Below are 20,757 nucleotides of genomic sequence, written 5' to 3' on the forward strand. Positions count from 1 at the left end.
CATTAGTAAACGGTGATAACTGGTATGAATGCTGTCAGTTAAGCGTATCGGAAGATCAAGAATCATTTATTGAGCCTAATAGCATTTCTATAGCTCAATCAAAATTTGAAAAGACATTGACGATTTTTTTAGACGATTTTATCGTAGGCTTCTTAATGTTCAATACTGTAAAAGAAGAACTTGATAGCTACTGGATATATAGAATTATGGTAAACAAAGACCATCAAGGTAAGTGTATAGCCAAATAAGCTGTACAAATGATGATCTCAAAAATAGCGGATTTACCAGAGGCTGATAAGATAGTGGCCGGATATCAACCAGATAACAAGGAGGCACATCATTTATATGCCAGCCTTGGACTTGTAGATAATGGGGGCCACTTTGGAAAAGAAAAGGCTGGGATCAAATATTAATAACGATTAATAAGTGACCTGAAAAAGACGACAGTTACGCTGTCGTCTTTTAGTTTCGATGAAAAGGTATTGCCAAGCCTATGGCTGACTATCATAAGTCCCCCATACTGTGCTATATCACTGCAAGTCTCAATTGCAGAATGGAATAAGCCAACAGAAAGCAAATGATGCGCGTTTTCTTCTTAAAAAAGAAGAGCTATTTTGCTCTTCTCTTTTAAGTAACTTTGTTCAAACGCATATTGCCGACCGTAAAATAGAATGGTGCAGGATATGGGGGTTTCTTTCCTCTTTTAAGTCGATGGCTCGCTTCATTAAGCCAATAGATAGATTTATTGATAGCTGAAAAGAAAACGATAAGTTCCCCGTTATCATCAACACATAGACAGGAACCGAATATGCCATTTTGGTACCAGGCTTCCCCATTGTCTGCTTTAAGAACAAGCTTCGGCTCTTCCGACCAATCCGCTCTTGTAAAGCTGGCGGTCTTACTTTTGAATAGCCAGAGATCTTGCGGTTTATACGTGTCTTCACCAAAAGCATTGCCACAGCGGCTGACGATCAGGTAGTACATATCATGAATCCGCTTCGGCCTTGCATGCGTGAAAGCATCCTCCCGGGTGAAAAACAAACGGGGCTTTGACCATGTGTCCAAGCCGTTCTCGCTTTCGGCTGCATATACCTCATGCATTGGAATATCCCCTTTGGCTGGTTCGTGGGGCGTAGCGGCGAACCACATCTTCCATTTGCCCTCATCATAGATCACTTTGGGGGCTAGTACACTGTCATTTCGTACAGTTCCTACCATAACTGGCTTTGGATAACGGAACCATCTGCCATACCTCATTTCCAGACAGCCGATGGAAAAAGGAGATTCATTTCCCAAGACATTGCTTGCGCTCCGACCCGTATAGTAGATACGGCGTACAGCCTTCCCATTTACCTTCCCTTCGACATAACAGGGCTCATGCAGCCCATACCGATCCCAAGCAGCCTCCTTTGGCTGAGGAAGCAAAGGTTTTGCTTTGTGTGGTTTTCCAGGGTAAGTTGTGATCTGCCAGGCATTAGCTGTCGTCAGCGGGGCTCCTTTGGGGAGGCTTGCGCTGAACAGATTATTTTTGAAATTGCGCTGGAACCCTCCGAAGAACATCCACCATTGGTCATCTATTTTTTGTACACTCGGATCACCTAAACCTAGTAGATTACGAATTGGTTTGTACCCGTCCAGCATCGAATATAGTAGATTTGGTTTTGCATCCATCCTTACCACCTCACTAGTGAGCAGTATGGACGGATGATTTGATTATCATACTCCGAATGGGTTTCCTTAGCTGATCGCTTACCGGTTTTTTAACCCATCGGATAATGATTATTTGCCGACCAATCTCGCTGCATGAACTGGCACTTTGGGAAATTGCAGAAGTGGACGAAAAATTAGAGAGACGAAGCTCTCAATGGTGGCGGCTCGACTGGAGCATCTCTTACAATTATCCGCTTGAGCTAAAAAAGAAGAGGTGTCACCAAATGGTGTCACCTCTATTGCTTCTGTTTACGTATGACTTCATTAATCCGCACCATTGTTTCTGTCATTTGGTGCAATTCATCAAGGTCGATTTTGGAATAATACTTATCGATGAGTATCTCATCCAATTGCTTGAGACTATCCATATACTCCTGGCCTTTGTTTCCAAGAGCCAAAAAGTACTCTCGCTTATTTGTGGGATTGACTTGCTTCGTGATCATTTCCCTTTTTTCCAATTTAGATAGCACTTGGCTCACAGCACTTTTGGAGATGCTGAAGTCTGCTGCGATATCATTGGCAGTAGTTTGCTCATTTTTTTGGATATAAGACAGCATGTATTCCTGTTGAACTGTTAAATCCAATTCATCCAGTTTCTTTGTTTCCTGGGAGATCAGAATGCCGAACTCCTCATACGCTTCATTCATTCTTCGGATAATTTCCTTATATGAATGATTCATTTGCATCGTTCCTTCCAAAACAGCTTCTTTATTGCATATTACGCCATTTCTTAGCTTTTGCAAATACTAAGACTGCCATTAGTAACCCAGTACCAGCGAATGCTGCAAGCAGTATTCGTGTAGAGAAGCCGATGCTCATCAAGGAACTGAACAAGGTTTGAGAAATCGGATCGAATGCTGTGGATGCCAAGAATACGATACTCATGACCCTCCCCATCATGGCAGGATCTGTTTTCTCCTGAATGATGACATCAGTAGGAATGTACGTAATGAAACCGAAAAATCCGATCATCGTTGCTACTGGAATCAGCCAATATAAATTTGGAATCTGACTGAAAATCCCAAGTGCTAAGACGCTTGCAATCAGGAAGAAAAGTACCATTCTTCCTCGATTCTTTTTTAGTGTAAAGAAAAGCAGGAAGACAGTGGCTGCAAGGGAGCCGACAGAGAAACCGGCCTCTAAAAAGCTAAGATCCAGTGCACTGCCGCCGAGTTCTTCGACAAGTATGGGCAGGCTGAGAAACATCGGACCGAATACAAAGAAATTCACAATGATGATGATGCTGATAGCAGATACATAGATGGAAGAAGATCGTAAGTAGCGATATCCTTCTTTGAATTCCGTAATAAAGGATGTTTTTTCTTTGTATTTATCTGGCTTGGAATCCTTGATGAATGCTGGGAATACGAAGCATGTGCCTATGGCAGTAGCAGCGATGCTGACCGCAAAAGTAGCACTGAAATCATAATAGTGCAGGATGGCGCCTGCGGCAATTGGACCGACCAGATAGAACAGTTCCTGGGAACTGTGAATCAGTGTGTTAGCAGGCTGCAGCTCTTTTTGGGTAACAATGCTGGGAATCAAAGACGAAAGAGCAGGAAAGAAAAATCCATCCAAGCAGCCGATGAAAAATGAAACAACCAGCAATAACGCTATCGTTAGAGAATCATGGGCAAGCCCCCAAAGCAGGATACTGATCAACAGCCCCTGCAGTAATTGGGTGCTGAACAGGATTTTAGATTTCTGGATGCGATCAGCGAGTACACCGCCAATAATCATCGTGATCATACGCGGTATAGAAGCTGCCGCCATGACCAACCCAAGATATTGTGGATGATGTAAAACATCGACGACATACCAGGATACGGTAATCATATACATGGAAAAACTCAAAACCGAGAAAAGTTCCGAGAAAAGGAGACAGCTGAATTGCTTATTTGTGAATAAAGCCTTCATTATAAACACCTCGTTAATTAAGTTAACTAAACTAAACTGTATATACTTCTTCTACTATTGTCAACAGAGTATTATTTATCTGGTATATACTGGAGATGATGGATAAGGGGGATGAAAATGAAGGAAGTACGAGTGGCCTACGCGTTGACTCATAATGAAGAAACTCAGCAAGTTCTTATGGTGCATAACAAAAAGAATGGCAGCTGGACATTACCGGGTGGCTTGGTTGAACAAGGTGAATCGCTTGCTGAAGCTGCGGTGCGGGAGGCAAAGGAAGAAACAGGGTTGGACGTAGAAGTAACGACAATCCTTGCAGTGAATGAGGCAAAGATGCAAGCGAATAACGAGCATGCTACCTTTGTCACATTTAAAGCCAAGCAGATCAGCGAAGAAATTCGGATACAGGATTCGGAAAAAATAGCCGAAGCTGTGTGGATGTCTTACGACGAAGTGGATAAAGTGATGATGTACCATCCAGGGGGAATTAAAAGTCTGCTTGGGGACGGCGTTCCTTATGTGGATGAAGGTGTCGTTATCTGAGTAAACGTGATTTATACGATGAATAAAAGAAAACTGGGAAAATACTTGCTGAAACGATATATATTGTTATTTGCAGTCCTTTTGTGTAATTGGTTCTATGAATATTTTGTGCGTGGAGGGGATATAAGTATTGGTTTTGTTGGCAGTTCTCATAAAGTGGGAATTGAAGAGAATGATCGAAAAATAAAGAGCAGGTTTCTTTTAATCGGCTTTTTCGTGTACCTATCCAGATTCGGACACATAAAGTTAACAGAATAATACTACATATGCATTTTTTCTAATGTTGTATATCCATATATAGTTTTCTCTGATAAGATAGAGGGAAGAGAACATAGTATCGAATTGACATGCTTTATGATAAAATGATGAACAGACTGGACTGATACGATGGTACTTTCTGATAAAGGAACAGCCACGATGCGAAAATCCCTCCAAACAAAAACATTACTCATTGCATATGCTTCCGTCAGCGGCAACACAGAGGAAGTTGCTGAGATGATTGCGGAAGAACTGACACGTAAGCAGCAGGATGTCACACTCTATTGCATCAATGGCAGTGAACCGTTTCCGCATGTGCCGGATTATGATGCGATGCTGATCGGCACGTATACATGGGGTTCCGGCGACACGCCATTTGATGTGAAGGATTTTGTAGCAGATGTAGGGTATAAGCCGAAGAATGTATTTGTCTTTGGTACAGGTGATACGCAGTTCGGTGGTGATGATATGTTTTGTATGGCAGCGGATAAGCTGGCGAAATTCTATCATTCACCGTTTGCCCCGCTCAAGATAGAGCAGTCACCAAGGGGATCTCAAGAAGAAGAAGTATTGGAATGGACGAGAGGAGTATTGGAATGGCTAAATTGATGAAGGCTACGGTGCTTGAGCCGAAGCATCCAAATAAATCTACTGCATTATTCAACGGGGAAGCAAGCGGAATCCTGCATTGGGATAATGTTGCATACCCGCATTTCTATGAATTGCGCAAGACGATTCGCGGTCTGTTCTGGACTGCGAATGAAGTGAATATGGTGGCGGATACGAAGCAATTTGCAAATCTATCTGAACAGGAGCGTACAGCATTCCTGAAAATCATTGGTTTGCTTGCGACATTGGACGGTCCGCAAACGGACATCGCCTCCAAAATCGCTGCGTATTCGACAGATCCTAGTGTAAAATCGATCCTGGCAACGATCGCTGACCAGGAAAGCGAGCATAACCACAGCTATACGTATGTATTGGCTTCTGTTACTAATTATGATAACCAGATTGCTTCTTTCAATGAAGGACGCACGGATAAAGTATTGCTTGAGCGCAATGAGCGGATTGCGGCTGTTTACAATGAATTTGCACAAAATCCGACAATTGAGACGGTTCTTAAGGCAATGGTATATTCTACACTATTGGAAGGGTTATTCTTCTACAGCGGATTTGCGTTCTTCTACAATTTGGCGCGCAACCAAAAGATGGTCGGAACATCCACCATGATTTCTTACATCAATCGTGATGAACTGCATCATGGCCGTTTCATCAGTGAATTGTTCCGTGCGACGCTAGCGGAAAATCCGGAATACAACAATGAGCAATTCATTGAATGGGTATACGATCAATTCCGTCATTCTGTTGAGCAAGAGACTAGATGGAGCCGTTACGTACTGGAAGGTATTGATGGAATCAACCTGGATGATATGGAAGGCTACGTAAAATATCGTGCCAATAAGATGCTGCGTATGCTTGGGCTAAGTGAAATTTATGAGGGTTATGAAAAGAATCCGATGAAGTGGATCCGTGCTTACACAGATAACTTCAACGGTACAAAATCCGATTTCTTTGAGCAAAAATCTCGTCAGTACACGAAAACTAGTGATTTGAACGGATTTGATGATCTATAAGAACAGCAAAGAGCCAGCCAGACACGGCTGGCTCTAGCTGTATTCCACTTTTTTCTGGACAATCCTGTGAATATGGATTGTCAGATAAAGCAGATCTTCATTCGTAAGCTGCTCCTGGTACATCTTCTGGATATAGGACTGGATTTTTTGGGCACAGGCAAAGGCTCTGCTATAATTGTTCTTCACCATCTCAAATAAACTATTATCTTCTTCCTTCTGATTGCGATGGTTCAAAATCCGCTGGGCAAAGAACTTCAGATGCGTGACAAAACGGTAATAGGCCAGCGACTCCTCATCATATTCAATACCAAAATGGAATTTGACGATATGAAGGACATCCTGGATGAACTTCGTAATATTGATCATTACCGGCATGTCTTCGTTCATTTGAGCATTGACGATATGAAGGGCGATAAAGCCTGCTTCATCCTCCGGCAGAATGATGCCGACTTTCTCCGCAATTATCGAGAGGGCATGTTGTCCGATCCGGTATTCATCCGGATAAAACCGTTTTGTTTCCCAAAGCAATGCATTCTTTATATCGATACCTTGCTGGAATCGCTCCACAGCGTAGTAGATATGATCAGTCAGGCTAACGTAAATATTGTCATGGATCTTTTTACTTGTATGCTGTTTGGCATAACGGATGATCTCCTCGGATACTTCAACGAAGGAAAGCGGGATTTCAGCTAACAGCTCCATCAGCCGTTTGTTCATTTCCTTATCATCGAGCTTAAATATCTTCTCGATTTTTGAGTCATCCACTTCATCGCCAGCTTTACGGCCAAAGGCAATGCCCCGCCCCATGATGACAAGCTCATGTTCCTGCTCGTCCAAGACGGTGATGACGTTATTATTCAACACTTGCTTGATCTGCATCAGGACCACCTATTCCTTATGAAGGATAAACTATCTAGGTCTATAGTATAGGAAATTGATAACGATTACAATAAACGAAAGCGAGATAAAGTGAAAGTTATATGAGCAAAAAAGTTACTTCCATCGAATCCCCCCGAAGCTTTTCATCTTAAATGACAACCCGCGCATGATAAGCTGCTGTGCTAGTACAGCAAACTGCCGATGTGCCAATAATAAAAAAGAGGCGGATCTCTCTATGATAAACGAGAGATCCGCCTCTTTATTTCTTGCATTTATACTTTTATTTTACCCATTCATTAATCAATTCTTGATTCTCTTCAACCCATTTTTCAGCTCCATCAAGAGGGTCTGCAGAACTTTCTACATAGTCAATAAGCTCGCCAATTTGCTGTTCATCCATCTTCCAATTTTTGAACCACTGACTCACTTCTGGATAATCTTCTTCAAAATCCTGTCTCGTAGCATGATGAATTTTTTCTGCGCCACCGAATGTATTTTTTGGATCTTTCAAGAACTTCAAGTCATATTTGGAGAATGCCCAGTGCGGGCTCCAAAGTGGTGCTACAATCGGTTCTTCCTCTTTTATTGCTTCACCGATTTCGGCCAGCATCGCAGATTCAGAGCTTTTTAGTAATTCAAAATCAAGATTATAATCATTAATCAATTGTTCCGTAACTTCCATTGTACCTGCGCCCGGATCAAAACCAACAATTTGACTATCGAAAAGTTCTTTATGCTCATTTAAGTCTTCTACACTATTAATTTCTTTTAAATAGCTTGGAACAACAAGTCCTACTTTCGCATTGTCATACCAAGTAGCATCCGAGAAATTCACCGTATCTTGATATTGCTTTAAATAATTTGCATCCTGGACTGGCAGCCATACTTCTAAACTAGCATCTAAGTCGCCGCTTTTTAATGCTTTCATCGTAACGCCCATGTTCAAATTTTTTAAATCAACTTTATAACCTTTGTCTTCCAAGATTACTTTCCACATATTTGTTACAGCAATATTTTCTGCCCAGTTAACTTGGCCAATCGTTAATTCATTTTCACTGTTTGATTTTCCACTAGGGCTTCCGCATGCAGTCAGTGCGACAATCATTAGAATTGCTGCAAGAAGGCTAAGCCTTTTTTTCCACTCATTCATGTTGCAAAACTCCCTTTTGGTATTTTTGTATATTAATTAAAATATAACCATGGTTAAAAGTGTTAAAAATTTTTTTAACGAAAAGAGTGAAGTAAAACTATCTTTTTATTGAGAAAAGTGAAATATTTATGTAACTGGCAGTCTATAGCTGCTGTTCTTCCTATAGACTGCCTGAAAGCTTCTTGTCAATTACTTTTGTTGATCTTTTGGTAAGAAATCAAATATCTGCTCGCTTCTTATACTAGTAACCAAACTTTCCAACCAGTTATAGTACGTCTTGGATTCTTCTAATTGGTCATAGTATTTCTTTGCTTCGGAAACAATTTCTGGGGTGCTGGTGGGATCTTTGATGATATCTATGAATTCTTTTTGAGATTCCTCAATTGCTTCCATATTCATATTCACTTCTCGTTCCCACATCTGACAATAAAACCCCATAAAGGAACGGAAAAAATTCTTCTCCGCAATATAAGTATGTTTCCTGGAACCGCGGGTAAATGTTTTTTTCACCATTTTTATTTCTTGGAGCCTGCGAACGCCAGTACTCATACTTGGTTTGCTCATTTCAAGTTCCGTACGCATCTCATCTAGCGTCATCTGTTCTTTAAAGTACATCATTGCATATAAATTTGCAGTAGCTGGTGTTACTCCATATAAATCCATCGTCTCTGCAATGGCGCCAATGACTTTATCTTTCGCTTCTTCTATTTTGGTTTTGGATCTATCAGTAGATTCACTCATAATGCCGCTCCTTCAAGATATAAAGTAAATCACGTTAAATATTTTTCAAATTTTATTTACGGATTATATGTTAACGTACTCAGATTAAATGTCAAATGAAGGTTGTGATCAAATGTTCACTATTCCGATCATTATAACCATTCTCCCCCAGCCTCATTCTGTCAAAAAGCTGTTCTGAATTATTTTGACAGTCCTAAAAAGACATGTTATCGTTTTAAACGTTAAATAAATTTTTAATAAAGTTAATTTTCTTCGGAATTGGAGTTGATAGATATGAATCTTAAACTGCAACAATACATTAATGGCAATTGGGTGAACGCAATCTCGGGAAATACGCGTGAGATCATCAATCCATTTAACCAGGAAATCATTGCTACTGTTCCAGAAGGGGATGAATCGGATACGAGAGCAGCCATCGCTGCAGCAAGAAAAGCATTCGATAGCGGAGAATGGGCATCTGTCCCAGCAACCGAGCGTGGGACTGTCGTAAGGAAAATTGCTGAATTGATTGAAAGAGACAAACAAGAACTTGCTCATTTAGAATCGTTGGATACTGGAAAAACGTTACAAGAGAGTCTTGGAGATATGGATGATATCGCTGATGTGTTTCGCTATTATGGTGAACTTGCCGATAAAGATGGCGGAGAGCTGGTGAATTCTCCAGTCTCCAACTCTATCAGTAAAGTGGTTCACGAACCCGTTGGAGTTTGTGGGCAAATAACACCTTGGAACTATCCTTTACTTCAAGCGTCTTGGAAACTGGCTCCAGCGCTTGCGACTGGAAATACGTTGATCATGAAGCCGAGTGAAATCACACCGCTTACTACTATCAAAGTATTCGAATTAATGGAAGAAGCTGGGTTTCCCGCTGGTGTTGTTAACCTAGTACTTGGGGCAGGCGATACAGTTGGTGCAGAGCTCGCTAATAACACGGACGTGGACCTGATTTCTTTTACAGGCGGTGTGGCTACCGGGAAGAAAATTATGCAAGCAGCAAGCGTTAATGTGAAGAAACTCGCGCTTGAGCTTGGGGGGAAAAATCCGAATATCGTTTTTGCTGATGCAGATTTTGAGATAGCTGTCGATCAAGCATTAAACGGAGTATTCTTCCATGCAGGACAGATTTGTTCTGCGGGTACAAGATTGATCGTGGAAGAAAGCATTCATGATGAGTTTGTCAAAGCGCTAGTGGAACGAGTGAAAAAATTCAAGCTGGGTAGCGGATTTGACGATGATACCCAAATGGGGCCGCTCATTTCAGCAGAACACCTTGCGAAAGTAGAAAAGTATGTAGAGGCAGGAATGGAAGAAGGAGCTACCATAGCAGCTGGCGGTAAGCGTCCAGAAGATCCGGAATTGAAAAAAGGATTTTTCTATTTGCCTACTATTTTCACAGACTGCACTACAGACATGAGGATTGTTCAAGAAGAAGCTTTTGGTCCAATTATCACAGTGGAGAAATTCCGTACCGAAGAAGAAGCGGTTAAGCTTGCCAATGACTCAATTTATGGGCTTGCTGGCGGCGTTTGGACGACAGATAGTGCCAAAGCGGAACGCTGTGTAGCGAAAATGCGCATGGGGACTGTTTGGATCAATGATTTCAACCTTTATTTCCCCCATGCTCCGTGGGGTGGATTTAAGCAGTCTGGGATTGGGCGCGAACTTGGCAGACTGGGGATGGAAGAATATACGGAAACAAAGCATATTTTCCAAAACCTTAATCCTAAACCTATTAACTGGTTCTAAGCCGCCGCCATTCCTGATTTTCAAGAATCGTCAGCAAACATCAATCGAAAGCTCGAGCTTGGGCTACCGCGTTGTTATGAGTGATTTTATACAAACCTAGATCTGATAAATGAAGAAGGGGATCGAACAAAGCTGTTTATTATTGACCCTTCCAAATTTAAAATTCAAGGGGGAACAGAAGATGAGTGAAACATATGATATCGTCATCGTTGGAGGCGGTAGTGCGGGTTCTGTACTCGGCGACCGTCTCAGTGAGGATGGGAAAAAAAGTGTTCTTATTTTAGAGGCGGGACGCAGTGATTATTCATGGGACCTGTTGATTCAAATGCCGGCAGCTTTGCCATTTCCCGCAGGTAAAAGCCTCTATGATTGGAAATACGAATCGGATCCTGAGCCTTATATGAATGGTCGGCGTATCAAGCATGCCCGAGGAAAGGTGCTCGGCGGCTCTAGTTCAATCAACGGTATGATTTATCAACGAGGAAATCCGATGGACTATGAACGCTGGGGAGCCGATGAGGGAATGGAATCATGGGATTTTGCACATTGTCTTCCGTATTTTAAACGCTTAGAAAATGCTTTGGGATCACCAGATGATGATCTACGCGGTCACGATGGGCCTATAAAATTAGAACGCGGACCCGCGAAGAACCCATTATTCCAAGCCTTCTTTGACGCAGGTGTACAGGCTGGTTATTCAAGAACGCCTGATGTGAACGGCTTTCGCCAGGAGGGGTTCGGACCGTTTGATAAGCATGTATACAAAGGGAGGCGGTTGTCAGCTTCACGCGCTTATCTGCATCCGGCGATGAAGCGTGATAACCTGACGGTGAAGACTCGTGCTTTCGTGAAGCACATCAATTTCGAAGGTACTCGGGCCACTGGGTTGACATATCAACGAAACGGGAAGACGCATCACGTTAAAGCAGGGGAAGTCATCCTCTCAGGAGGTGCCATCAACACGCCGCAGCTTCTTCAACTATCAGGTGTTGGTGATGCGGAACACCTTCGCTCACTTGGTATTAAACCGGTAGTCAATCTTCCAGGAGTAGGAGAAAATCTTCAGGATCACCTTGAAGTATATATCCAACACGCATGTCCGCTTCCTGTTTCCGAACAGCCTAGTTTACATAAAGCACGCATGCCTTGGATTGGGTTACAGTGGTTGCTGGCACGAACTGGGCCTGCAGCGACCAATCATTTCGAAGGCGGAGGTTTCGTTCGTTCCAACGAGGATGTTGACTATCCGAATTTGATGTACCACTTCCTTCCTTTAGCGGTACGGTACGATGGACAAAAAGCGCCAACGGATCACGGTTTCCAAGTACATGTGGGACCTATGTACTCTGATGCCCGAGGATCATTGAAGATTCGCTCGAAAGATCCGAAAGAGCATCCAAGCATGGTTTACAACTACCTTTCAACTGAACAAGATCGTCGCGAGTGGGTGGAAGCGATAAGAGTCACTCGGAAGATTATGTCCCAACCTGCTATGAAATCCTACAATGCAGGAGAAATTTCTCCCGGTCCAACTGTTCAAACAGACGAGGAAATCTTGGAATGGGTGAAAGAAGATGCTGAAACGGCACTTCATCCGTCTTGTACGGCCAAAATGGGACCAGCTTCAGACCCGATGGCTGTCGTTGATCCGCAAACAATGAAAGTCCATGGGCTGGAGAATGTACGAGTGGTAGATGCATCTGCCATGCCTTATGTTACGAATGGCAATATCCATGCACCTGTATTGATGTTGGCGGAAAAGGCTGCAGACCTCATCCTTGGACGAAAACCACTGGAGCCAATTTATGCCGATTTCTATCGCCATGGAGTTCATCCAGCGGATGCAGGAACTGTAACCAAATAAAGTTTTCCAAGAGAAGGAAGCTGTCAAAATGTAATTGCTCGTGAAGCAGTGCATTAGGATAGTGTTCCTTCTCTTTTTTTTATCCGAGGCGATAAAACACGAAAAACCCGAATGAGGGCACGTATTTTACGTGTCAATCATTCGGGATATAGTTTTAAATCGGTTAGTAGATATTTACTTAAGCTGGAATACTGCTTCTTTTCCTTTGGAAATATCCTCTGCGTCTTCGTTTCTAATCGGACCAAGCTCTATCTCGAAGGATTTATCTTTCCAGAGTTTATCGTATTCTTCTTTATCCAGCACATATACTTGGAGCAATTCACCTGATTCGCCGCTTTTAATTATTTCTGAAACCCTATAGTTGGTCAGCATGCCTTCGTTTAACTGCCACCAGGAGTCATCGACTGTCAACGTCGACCCTAAGCCGCTTAACCCAATATTGTCGTCGGTTTGATTATCCAGCGTGTACTTGACTGTCAGCAAGACTACCCCGTTAAAATCTTCAAAACGTGGCGCTTGCTCCATATTCGGAGTGAACTCAGTAAATTGATACCCTTCTAGCGTTACGGTAGTGTCTCCAAGCTGCTGGCTCTCTCCGATACCTTCCTTTTGATCCAGCATCTTTTTGTCGCCCATATTTTCAAGGGTAGCGGAATCCTCGTAGAAGCCTTCATTGATATCTGTTGAGCTGGTTGTCTCTGATTCAGAGCCAGTGGTTTCGGTTTCTTCTGCACCTATACTGCTGAAATCGATTGAGAACGAACCTTTTCGCCCGATAGCTGTTTTGATATCATCAGGATCGGTTTGCGCTGTTGGCACTTCTATAGTACCTTCACCAGCCTCGATGGCTGCGTATAGATGTGATTCACCGATTGGATACGCATAAGTACCAGTCACAGACTCTCCGGCTTTAAGTGAATACTCATTATCCGGACTTAGTTTTGTAGGCAGTTGATCTTCTTCCGGAAGGATATTTCTGTAGTTGTTGTATTGTTTTGGTGCTCCAGGGATGCTCATGTACATAAATGGCATGTAATGAACATCTTGGTCGGTGTCATTCGTAATTGTGAATTGAGCCAGGACAACGCCGCCATTGGTCTCGTCATTAAATGGGATGCTGTAATCCGTGTGGAAGTCGCTAAGACCGACAATCGAGTATGCGTCAAGGGAAGCAGTAATTCCATCCATATCATGTGTTTGTGGCTCTAAATCTTCATAAAATACTGTCGCATCAGCAGCTTCCGTAGTTGTTTTCATGTAATCAATCAATTCGTTAAAGGTATCATTATTAGAAGAAGTGCTTGCAGCTGATGATTGATCGGCAGAAGACTCGGAATCCGCCTCAGTTGTTGTATCTGCTGTGTTATCTTCACTTGCAGAAGTTTTTTCCTCTGATTTGTTATCCTCCGAAGCAGCTGGTTTCTCATCTGTGCTGGCTTCTTTGTTACCCATCCCGCAGCCACTGATAACGAAGATGGAAAGTATTGCTCCAAAAAGTAGCATTAATTTCTTATTCAATTTTTCATCCTCCATTCAAGTCTTATAATGATAAGTTACCATGTTCTATATTCTTACAATATCAGCAAAAAGTAGTAAAAAATCAGATGTTTCTCCCCTTTCTTCTGACAGGATGAATAGCATAGTATAAATTAACTAAATACTGGAAGAGTCAGTAATTTAATTACTCCTTTTCCAAGTTGGCATGTCCTGAAATACTTTCTAACATGCATTAAATCAGGAAACTCAGAATCTCAGCCTGTATTATGATTCCTTTTATAAAGCGGGAATTCCCAATACATAATATGGAAAAAAGTGGTTCGCGTGCATGTAAACTAACTATTTTGAAGGAGATTTGCACTACAGGACGAAAATAGTGATGGATTTTACTGGTTGCGGCTGAGACGAATGTCGGAGGGTAAAATTAAGCATTCCTCTGTCAAATTTCTTTGTCCAAGTCCTTGGAACGAAAGACAGAAAAAAGAACTCTGTCCCCTGTATCAGGTGAGAGAGTTCTTTTTTCTTAGCCATTGGCATCCTGTAATTACTTTTTCAGCAGCAGATAAAGGAAGTAGGGGGCGCCGATGAAGGCAACGACGATACCGGCAGGAAGTCCATCGGCTGTTGCGATATTCCGTCCAATCGTATCAGCCAATAATAAGAGCCAGCCGCCGATCAGCGAGGCAACAGGAAGGACATATTGATGTCTTGCGCCAACAAGCGACCGTGCAATATGGGGCGCCATCAGCCCCACAAAGCTGATACCGCCTGAAACTGAAACGGCTGCTGCCGCAATGGCTACTGCTGCCACCAGCAATATGATACGATCGCGGGTAAGCTGGACGCCTATTCCGACTCCGACTTCTTCGCTAAGTGCCAATATATTCAGTCGGTTCGCCATATAAAGGGTAAACGGCAAAATAATGATTATCCATGGAAGCAATGCAAGGACAAAAGGCCAGTCCGTTCCCCAAATATTCCCCGCCAGCCATTTGGCTATGAAATCGACCTTTTCCCTATCAGCTGAGGATATCAAGACGATCATCAAGCCTGAGAGCGCCATGGAAAAACCGACTCCGACTAATACAAGTCGAACTGGCTGCAATCCATATCTCTTACTATAGGAAAACAGATAAATTAACATGGCAGTCACCAATGCGCTGGCAAAGCCGACAAGAGGCAGGGCATATGCAAAGCTTCCGGCGTCAATCGGCATGAACAGGAAGAATACTGCTATGCCCAACCCAGCTCCTGAATTGATTCCGATGATACCAGGGTCGGTCAAGTCATTTCGGGTGATACCTTGAAGGATTGTACCGGCCAACGCCAGTGCCATCCCTGCAAGCAGGGTGACTGCGATGCGTGGAAGCCGCACATCAAACAGAACAAATGATTCGGGAAAGGTCCCGTTACCGAGCAGTGTCGGCAATAAACGATCATAGGAAAGGGAGGCAGGGCCAAGTCCCATCCCGATGATGATTGTGATCAGAATTAAAACAGTCAGGGATATCATCAGGATTGCCTGTCTGCTTTTTTTAGCTGTTTTCATGAATAAGCCCGACCTCCCCGATGAACGATGAATAAGAAGAATGGCAGACCGAGTGCGGCTACGATGGCCACAAGCGGTGTTTCATATGGCGCATTTATCGTCCGGGCAGCTGTATCGGCCAAAAGCATGAAGGTTCCGCCGGCAAAGAAGGACAGCGGCAATATATAGCGATAATCCGTTCCGGCAAAAAAGCGGACGATATGGGGGATCATCAAGCCAATGAACGTCATGTTGCCGACCAATGCGACAGATGCTCCTGCCAAGAGGATCGTTACAAGGAATAACAGCGCTTTGATTGTGAATGTCTTCTGACCAAGCCCGACTGCAACTTCATCACTTAAACTGAGCAGTGTCAGTTGATGGGAAAGGAATAACGACAATAGAATACCTGCCAGTATGATCGGTATGACAAGCTGCAGTTGTTTCCAGTTGACGCCGACTAAGCCGCCTGCAGTCCAGGCAGAGACTTGCTTGGATAGTTCAAAGCTCAAGCCGATTGCTTCAGACACCGCATATAATAGGGCGGATACAGCGGCACCAGCCAGCACGACCTTGACCGGGGAAAGACCGCCCAGGCGAAGGGAACCGATCCCGAATACAAGGCCAGCTCCAATGGCAGCACCGATAAAGCAGGCAATGATGATAATGATATAATTCACACCAGGTATAAATGCCATGGCAGCTGCGAGTGCTGCATTTGCTCCCGCTGTCAAACCGAGTAGTCCCGGATCTGCCAGCGGGTTGCGGGTCAAGCCTTGCATGATGGCGCCTGCCACCGCTAGAGCCGCCCCGACAAAGAAGGCCCCGACTTCACGTGGCAGCCGATTTTCACGGATAATCAGGATGTCATCATTGGTCTGACTGCTGAATAACGCATTCCATACATCACGTAAGGAAATATCTGCCGCTCCAAGAGATAAAGCTAAAACGAATGCTGCAATAGATAAAATCAATCCAACAAAAAGTTTCCAAGCAAATGGTATGTTCTTCATCAGCCACGCATCTTTCTATGTAAGGATAAGGGAAAAAGCTTCCTAATTTCCTAGGAAGCTCTCTTTGATAAACTCCAACTGGTAATCCAATGTATTGGAGTCGTTAAAGTAAAAGGCATCTCCGTCTACAACGTATACCTGATTGTTTTTTGCGGCATCAGTGTTTTGGAAGGACTCGGATTCTTCAACAGATGTGTCTGTATCATCGAATTTACTGAGGATCACGTAATCGCCCATATACTCTGGCAATACCTCGGTCGATAATGCCAGGTAGCCAGCTTCCAGTGCATCCTCTTTCACCTTCTGTGGCATATTCAAGCCCATTGCCTGGTAAAGCACTTCGGTTCCGCGTCCCCAATTATCGCCATATACATATAACTGTTTATCGAAATTCTCCACCACGGATACCGTTGCATCAGCTCCGATTTTCTCCTTGATCTGTTCACCAGCATCTGCTGCACGCTTTGTGAAGTCATCGACCCAATTCTGCGCGTCATCTTCTTTGTTGACTAGCTTGCCGATTTCCACATGCTGATCAAGATAATTCAGTTTGCCATAAGTGAAAGTTACCGTAGGGGCAATTTCTTTTAGTTTATCTAGATTTTTCAAGCCGGAAAGTCCGATGATCAAGTCCGGTTTGAGCTCGATGATTTTTTCTAAGTCATCTTCAGTGACTTCCTCTGCATCCTTCAAGCTATCTTTAAAACGAGGGTTCTGCATGGACCAGGCATCCGCGCCGACAATCGGTATATCCAAATCAATCAAATCACCAGCATATGAAGAAAGGACGACAACACGCTGCGGATCAGCAGGTACTTTAACCGGACCATCTTCAGATTCATATGTAATTGTTTCGTTCCCATTATCCGATGAAGACGCCTTCCCATCGGAATCATTGCTGCCACACGCAGCCAAAACAAGCAATAAAATGAATAATATCGGGAATAGCTTTTTCATTATGTATGTCACTCCTCGTACTATATGGGGGGAGTGCCCTGTTAGGGGGACAGGGCACAGGGTCATACGATGAGAATGAGAATGATTATCAATCTCGCTTAATTCCATCATAAAGGCAGAAAATTCGGATGTCAACATTGATTTTGAGAATTATTTCCGGTATATTTTAATGAGAATGATTATCACTATCGGATCAAAGGAGGAATCAGTGTGCAGGAAGAATTGCTATATGATGTGACGATCATAGGTGGAGGTCCCGCGGGATTATATTCCGCTTTCTATAGTGGGTTGCGGCAAATGAAGACGAAAATCATCGAGTTCCAGCCCTATCTGGGCGGTAAGCTTCATGTTTATCCGGAAAAGATGATTTGGGACGTGGGCGGATTACCGCCGCTTCCGGCAGGCAAACTGATTGATCAGCTGACAGAGCAGGCATTGACTTTTGATCCCGACGTGGTATTGAACGAGAAGGTAACAAGTATCAAACGCAATGATGAAAACATTTTCGAGCTCCACACCGCCAGTGGTACAATACATTATTCAAAGACAATCATTGTGGCTGTAGGCGGTGGCATCCTCAACCCGCAAAAGCTGTCCATCGAAGGTTGCGAAAGGTTTGAGGTTGCTAATCTTAACTATACAGTTAAAGACATGCAGCGCTTCAGGGATAAGACAGTCATTATCTCAGGCGGCGGAAACTCGGCTGTCGATTGGGCAAATGAATTAGAACCGATTGCAAAACAGGTATACGTCACCTATCGAAATGAAGCGTTAAAAGGACATGAGGCGTCTGTAGAGCGTCTTATGTGCAGCGGTGCCCGATGCTTCCTATGTACTTCGATTACGAAGCTGGTAGCATGTCCGAATCAGCAGCATATCGAACGTGTCGAGTTGACAAATCATGAAACCAATGAAATTACGCACTTACCGATTGATGAGGTTATTGTCAATCACGGCTATGATAGGGATATGGATCTGATTCAAAACAGTGAAGTGGATATCAAGTTAATGGACAATTACTATATCGCAGGAACGCCAAGCGGTGAATCTTCCGTACCTGGTCTGTTTGCTGCAGGCGATATCCTGAAGCATGATGGCAAAGTCCACCTCATCGCCGGTTGCTTCCAGGATGCGGCCAATGCCGTTAATAAAGCGAAACAATATATAGAGCCTTCAGCAGACGGATGGGGAATGGTTTCTTCTCATAATGTACTGTTCAAACAGCGGAATCGCGAGTTGGCGAAGAAATTAGTGTAAAGGAGCATCATTATGCTTCTTTTTTTTGCATTTATTTAGTCGAATGCACAAGAACGTGAAAAGGAATACCGATTGAGTTTCCGGGAAAGGCAAAAGACCATTAGTATGTCTGAGGAATTGATGATTTCCCAGGGATAGTCGTACCTGTTAGCAATGGCGTAGAGATAGGGAGAGTATAAATTGTTTTTATAAGGATTTTCCTGCGTATACGATGATGCTAAGCTTGAACTAAGAAAGTTTGCACGGCGTGAAAAATCACAATTCGGTTGGTAGTCCGGATGCATTTTTTGCTAGTAGCCTTCCCTCCTCGGGATGTCCATCATGCCAGTATGTGCACAGAGGAGGAGTAAGTATGAAATTGACAATATATTTTGACGGGCAATTTTATGCAGGGCTTGTCGAAATAGAAACATCTGGGCGCTATTATGCGTATAGACACTTATTCGGCAAGGAACCTAAGAGTGAAGAGGTTTTGTATTTTGTTAAACACGAATTATTGGGTTTGATAGAAAATAAAAGTGGATCCGGTATTCAATCCAAAGAGGAAAAGCAGAGACCTATTAGCCCGAAACGATTGCAACGGCTAGCTGCTAAAGAATCCCAAAAAACAAGCTTGTCTACGAAGGCAGAGCTGGCCTTGAAACAAAGCTATGAAGAGAAGAAAAAGATGAAGCAAATTAACAAAAGAGAATTCATGGAGCAACAAAAGGCTCACAAGCGTCAGCTTAAGGTCATGAAGAGAAAAGCAAAGCATAAGGGAAGATGAAAACGCCCCAGGCACCTACCACAGCCTGGGGCGTTTTTTACAGTTTAAGAATCCTCTCCGCGATTGCTCCCGTTATTTCCTTCGTTCCATATTTTCCGCCAAGATCAGGCGTCAGGATACCAGCTGCTGTCACATCTTCAATAATATCCAGCAGTTTATTGCCTAGCTCTTCTTCTCCAAAATGATCAAGCATCAGCTTTGCCGTCCAAATCTGACCAATCGGATTGGCAATTCCTTTACCCACGATATCCGGTGCAGAGCCGTGCACTGGTTCGAACATGGAAGGGTACTTACCATTCACATTGATATTGGCTGCCGGAGCAATCCCGATACTTCCCATGATAGCGGCGCCGATATCAGTTAATACATCGCCGAATAAATTGCTGGCAACAATGACATCGAAGCGCTGCGGCTGCGTGACAAAAAAGGCAGCAAGGGCATCGATGTGCTGACTGTCTGTCCCTATGTCCGGATAATCTGTTTTTACGGATTGAAAGACTTCATCCCAAAACGGCATGGAATGAACGATTCCATTGGATTTTGTCGCACTTGTGACATGCTTCCTGCGCTTGGCAGCCAGCTCAAACGCATAGCGCATTGCTCTTTCGGAACCACGTCTTGAGAAGACGGCGTTTTGGATCGCTACTTCATCTTCACCGCGGAAAATCCGTCCGCCTACTTCACTGTATTCGCCTTCACTATTTTCCCGCACCACGAGCAAATCGAAATCCTTCGGGTTGGCAAGCGGGGAAGTGATGCCCTTCAACAGCTTGGCGGGACGGATGTTGATCACTTGCTCGAATTCACGACGTATTTTAATCAGCATGCCCCATAGGGAGATATGGTCCGGGACAAGCTTTTGATTCCCGACAGCCCCGAGGAAGATGGCATCTGCATCCTGGAGTTTGTCCAATGCATCATCCGGCATCATCTGATCATGCTCCAAGTAATATTCACAGCTCCATGGATATTCGGTAAAGTCGAACTGTAATCCGCCATGCACCTTGGAAATCGCCTTCAAAACGGTTTGTGCGGCTGGAACTACTTCTTTACCAACCCCATCTCCTGGTAAGCTTGCTATCTTTAATTTCTTCATACGTCTCCTCCTTGTTTGGCTTCTGTGATTGTTTCTTGCTTTTCTTCATGAAATTCATCCCGTGAGGCAGAGGTAATGTAATCAAACGGTGTGTAGCTGTTATCTGGTACAGCTCCATGGCGAATCCGCTTGTAAAAACTAAATCCAAGCAGCAGGATGACTCCGAAACAGAAAAAAAGTGTGAAGGATAATAAGAAGAGCATG

19 protein-coding genes and 1 pseudogene are annotated in these 20,757 nt (G+C 43.5%); 8 read left to right on the forward strand and 12 right to left on the reverse strand.

Translation table 11 applies throughout. The annotated features are described in order from the left end of the window. Positions 1-5: 5 nt before the first annotated feature. Positions 6-413: pseudogene (locus AB1K91_RS01125) on the forward strand (GNAT family N-acetyltransferase); the annotation flags it as partial. 214 nt (positions 414-627) lie between these two features. On the opposite strand, the gene AB1K91_RS01130 reads toward AB1K91_RS01125, so the two are convergent. The 3 genes from AB1K91_RS01130 to AB1K91_RS01140 form a co-directional block, all read right to left on the reverse strand. After that, positions 628-1,671, reverse strand: a complete 1,044-nt coding sequence (locus AB1K91_RS01130) for a hypothetical protein (protein WP_413087493.1) — start codon at positions 1,669-1,671, stop codon at positions 628-630. 275 nt (positions 1,672-1,946) lie between these two features. After that, the gene (locus AB1K91_RS01135) at positions 1,947-2,390 is read right to left on the reverse strand and encodes a MarR family winged helix-turn-helix transcriptional regulator (RefSeq protein WP_413087494.1); all 444 of its coding nucleotides are present in this window, start codon (positions 2,388-2,390) and stop codon (positions 1,947-1,949) included. A gap of 28 nt (positions 2,391-2,418) precedes the next feature. After that, positions 2,419-3,627 (reverse strand): MFS transporter, encoded by a 1,209-nt coding sequence (locus AB1K91_RS01140; protein ID WP_413087495.1) that lies wholly within the window; start codon positions 3,625-3,627, stop codon positions 2,419-2,421. 117 nt (positions 3,628-3,744) lie between these two features. On the opposite strand from AB1K91_RS01140, the gene AB1K91_RS01145 reads away from it, so the two are divergent. From AB1K91_RS01145 to AB1K91_RS01155, 3 genes are all read left to right on the forward strand, one after another. Further along, positions 3,745-4,167: an NUDIX hydrolase gene (locus AB1K91_RS01145; RefSeq protein WP_413087496.1), complete on the forward strand. Its 423-nt coding sequence runs from the start codon at positions 3,745-3,747 to the stop codon at positions 4,165-4,167. A 417-nt stretch (positions 4,168-4,584) separates the two neighbouring features. Beyond that, positions 4,585-5,034 carry a flavodoxin gene (locus AB1K91_RS01150; RefSeq protein ID WP_413087497.1) on the forward strand — a complete coding sequence of 150 codons (450 nt, stop codon included), beginning with the start codon at positions 4,585-4,587 and terminating at the stop codon, positions 5,032-5,034. After that, on the forward strand, positions 5,022-6,059 hold the full coding sequence (locus tag AB1K91_RS01155; RefSeq protein WP_413087498.1) for a ribonucleotide-diphosphate reductase subunit beta: 1,038 nt from the start codon (positions 5,022-5,024) through the stop codon (positions 6,057-6,059). Before AB1K91_RS01150 ends, AB1K91_RS01155 begins: the two co-directional genes overlap by 13 nt. Before the next feature lie 33 nt (positions 6,060-6,092). On the opposite strand, the gene licT is transcribed toward AB1K91_RS01155, so the two are convergent. The 3 genes from licT to cudC all read right to left on the reverse strand — a co-directional run bounded on the left by licT (position 6,093) and on the right by cudC (position 8,829). Beyond that, positions 6,093-6,938 carry a BglG family transcription antiterminator LicT gene (licT, locus tag AB1K91_RS01160; RefSeq protein WP_413087499.1) on the reverse strand — a complete coding sequence of 282 codons (846 nt, stop codon included), beginning with the start codon at positions 6,936-6,938 and terminating at the stop codon, positions 6,093-6,095. A 280-nt stretch (positions 6,939-7,218) separates the two neighbouring features. After that, the gene (locus AB1K91_RS01165) at positions 7,219-8,088 is read right to left on the reverse strand and encodes a glycine betaine ABC transporter substrate-binding protein (RefSeq protein WP_413087500.1); all 870 of its coding nucleotides are present in this window, start codon (positions 8,086-8,088) and stop codon (positions 7,219-7,221) included. A 189-nt stretch (positions 8,089-8,277) separates the two neighbouring features. Beyond that, positions 8,278-8,829 carry a choline uptake/conversion transcriptional regulator CudC gene (gene cudC, locus AB1K91_RS01170; protein WP_413087501.1) on the reverse strand — a complete coding sequence of 184 codons (552 nt, stop codon included), beginning with the start codon at positions 8,827-8,829 and terminating at the stop codon, positions 8,278-8,280. A 273-nt stretch (positions 8,830-9,102) separates the two neighbouring features. Between cudC and betB the strand changes: the two genes are divergently transcribed. Both betB and betA read left to right on the forward strand, forming a co-directional pair. Next, positions 9,103-10,575, forward strand: coding sequence for a betaine-aldehyde dehydrogenase (gene betB, locus AB1K91_RS01175; protein ID WP_413087502.1), 1,473 nt, complete (start codon positions 9,103-9,105; stop codon positions 10,573-10,575). 181 nt (positions 10,576-10,756) lie between these two features. Next, positions 10,757-12,439: a choline dehydrogenase gene (betA, locus tag AB1K91_RS01180; protein WP_093726167.1), complete on the forward strand. Its 1,683-nt coding sequence runs from the start codon at positions 10,757-10,759 to the stop codon at positions 12,437-12,439. A gap of 174 nt (positions 12,440-12,613) precedes the next feature. Here the strand turns inward: betA and AB1K91_RS01185 are convergent, their stop codons facing one another. The 4 genes from AB1K91_RS01185 to AB1K91_RS01200 all read right to left on the reverse strand — a co-directional run bounded on the left by AB1K91_RS01185 (position 12,614) and on the right by AB1K91_RS01200 (position 17,434). Beyond that, positions 12,614-13,957 carry a DUF5068 domain-containing protein gene (locus AB1K91_RS01185; protein ID WP_413087503.1) on the reverse strand — a complete coding sequence of 448 codons (1,344 nt, stop codon included), beginning with the start codon at positions 13,955-13,957 and terminating at the stop codon, positions 12,614-12,616. Between the two features lie 523 nt (positions 13,958-14,480). Continuing rightward, the gene (locus tag AB1K91_RS01190; protein ID WP_093726166.1) at positions 14,481-15,485 is read right to left on the reverse strand and encodes a FecCD family ABC transporter permease; all 1,005 of its coding nucleotides are present in this window, start codon (positions 15,483-15,485) and stop codon (positions 14,481-14,483) included. Then, positions 15,482-16,477 carry a FecCD family ABC transporter permease gene (locus tag AB1K91_RS01195; protein ID WP_413087504.1) on the reverse strand — a complete coding sequence of 332 codons (996 nt, stop codon included), beginning with the start codon at positions 16,475-16,477 and terminating at the stop codon, positions 15,482-15,484. Before AB1K91_RS01195 ends, AB1K91_RS01190 begins: the two co-directional genes overlap by 4 nt. A 42-nt stretch (positions 16,478-16,519) precedes the next feature. Beyond that, positions 16,520-17,434: an iron-hydroxamate ABC transporter substrate-binding protein gene (locus AB1K91_RS01200; RefSeq protein WP_413087505.1), complete on the reverse strand. Its 915-nt coding sequence runs from the start codon at positions 17,432-17,434 to the stop codon at positions 16,520-16,522. Between the two features lie 210 nt (positions 17,435-17,644). On the opposite strand from AB1K91_RS01200, the gene AB1K91_RS01205 reads away from it, so the two are divergent. Together AB1K91_RS01205 and AB1K91_RS01210 are read left to right on the forward strand one after the other, a co-directional pair. Beyond that, on the forward strand, positions 17,645-18,691 hold the full coding sequence (locus AB1K91_RS01205) for an NAD(P)/FAD-dependent oxidoreductase (protein WP_413087506.1): 1,047 nt from the start codon (positions 17,645-17,647) through the stop codon (positions 18,689-18,691). Between the two features lie 352 nt (positions 18,692-19,043). Then, positions 19,044-19,457, forward strand: coding sequence for a YjdF family protein (locus AB1K91_RS01210; RefSeq protein ID WP_413087507.1), 414 nt, complete (start codon positions 19,044-19,046; stop codon positions 19,455-19,457). A gap of 37 nt (positions 19,458-19,494) precedes the next feature. On the opposite strand, the gene AB1K91_RS01215 is transcribed toward AB1K91_RS01210, so the two are convergent. Continuing rightward, on the reverse strand, positions 19,495-20,553 hold the full coding sequence (locus AB1K91_RS01215) for a tartrate dehydrogenase (RefSeq protein WP_413087508.1): 1,059 nt from the start codon (positions 20,551-20,553) through the stop codon (positions 19,495-19,497). Beyond that, positions 20,550-20,756: a DUF3951 domain-containing protein gene (locus AB1K91_RS01220; RefSeq protein WP_413087509.1), complete on the reverse strand. Its 207-nt coding sequence runs from the start codon at positions 20,754-20,756 to the stop codon at positions 20,550-20,552. Before AB1K91_RS01220 ends, AB1K91_RS01215 begins: the two co-directional genes overlap by 4 nt. Position 20,757 lies beyond the last annotated feature (1 nt).

The organism is Terribacillus jepli, from assembly GCF_047228925.1.
Taxonomy (GTDB): domain Bacteria; phylum Bacillota; class Bacilli; order Bacillales; family Amphibacillaceae; genus Terribacillus.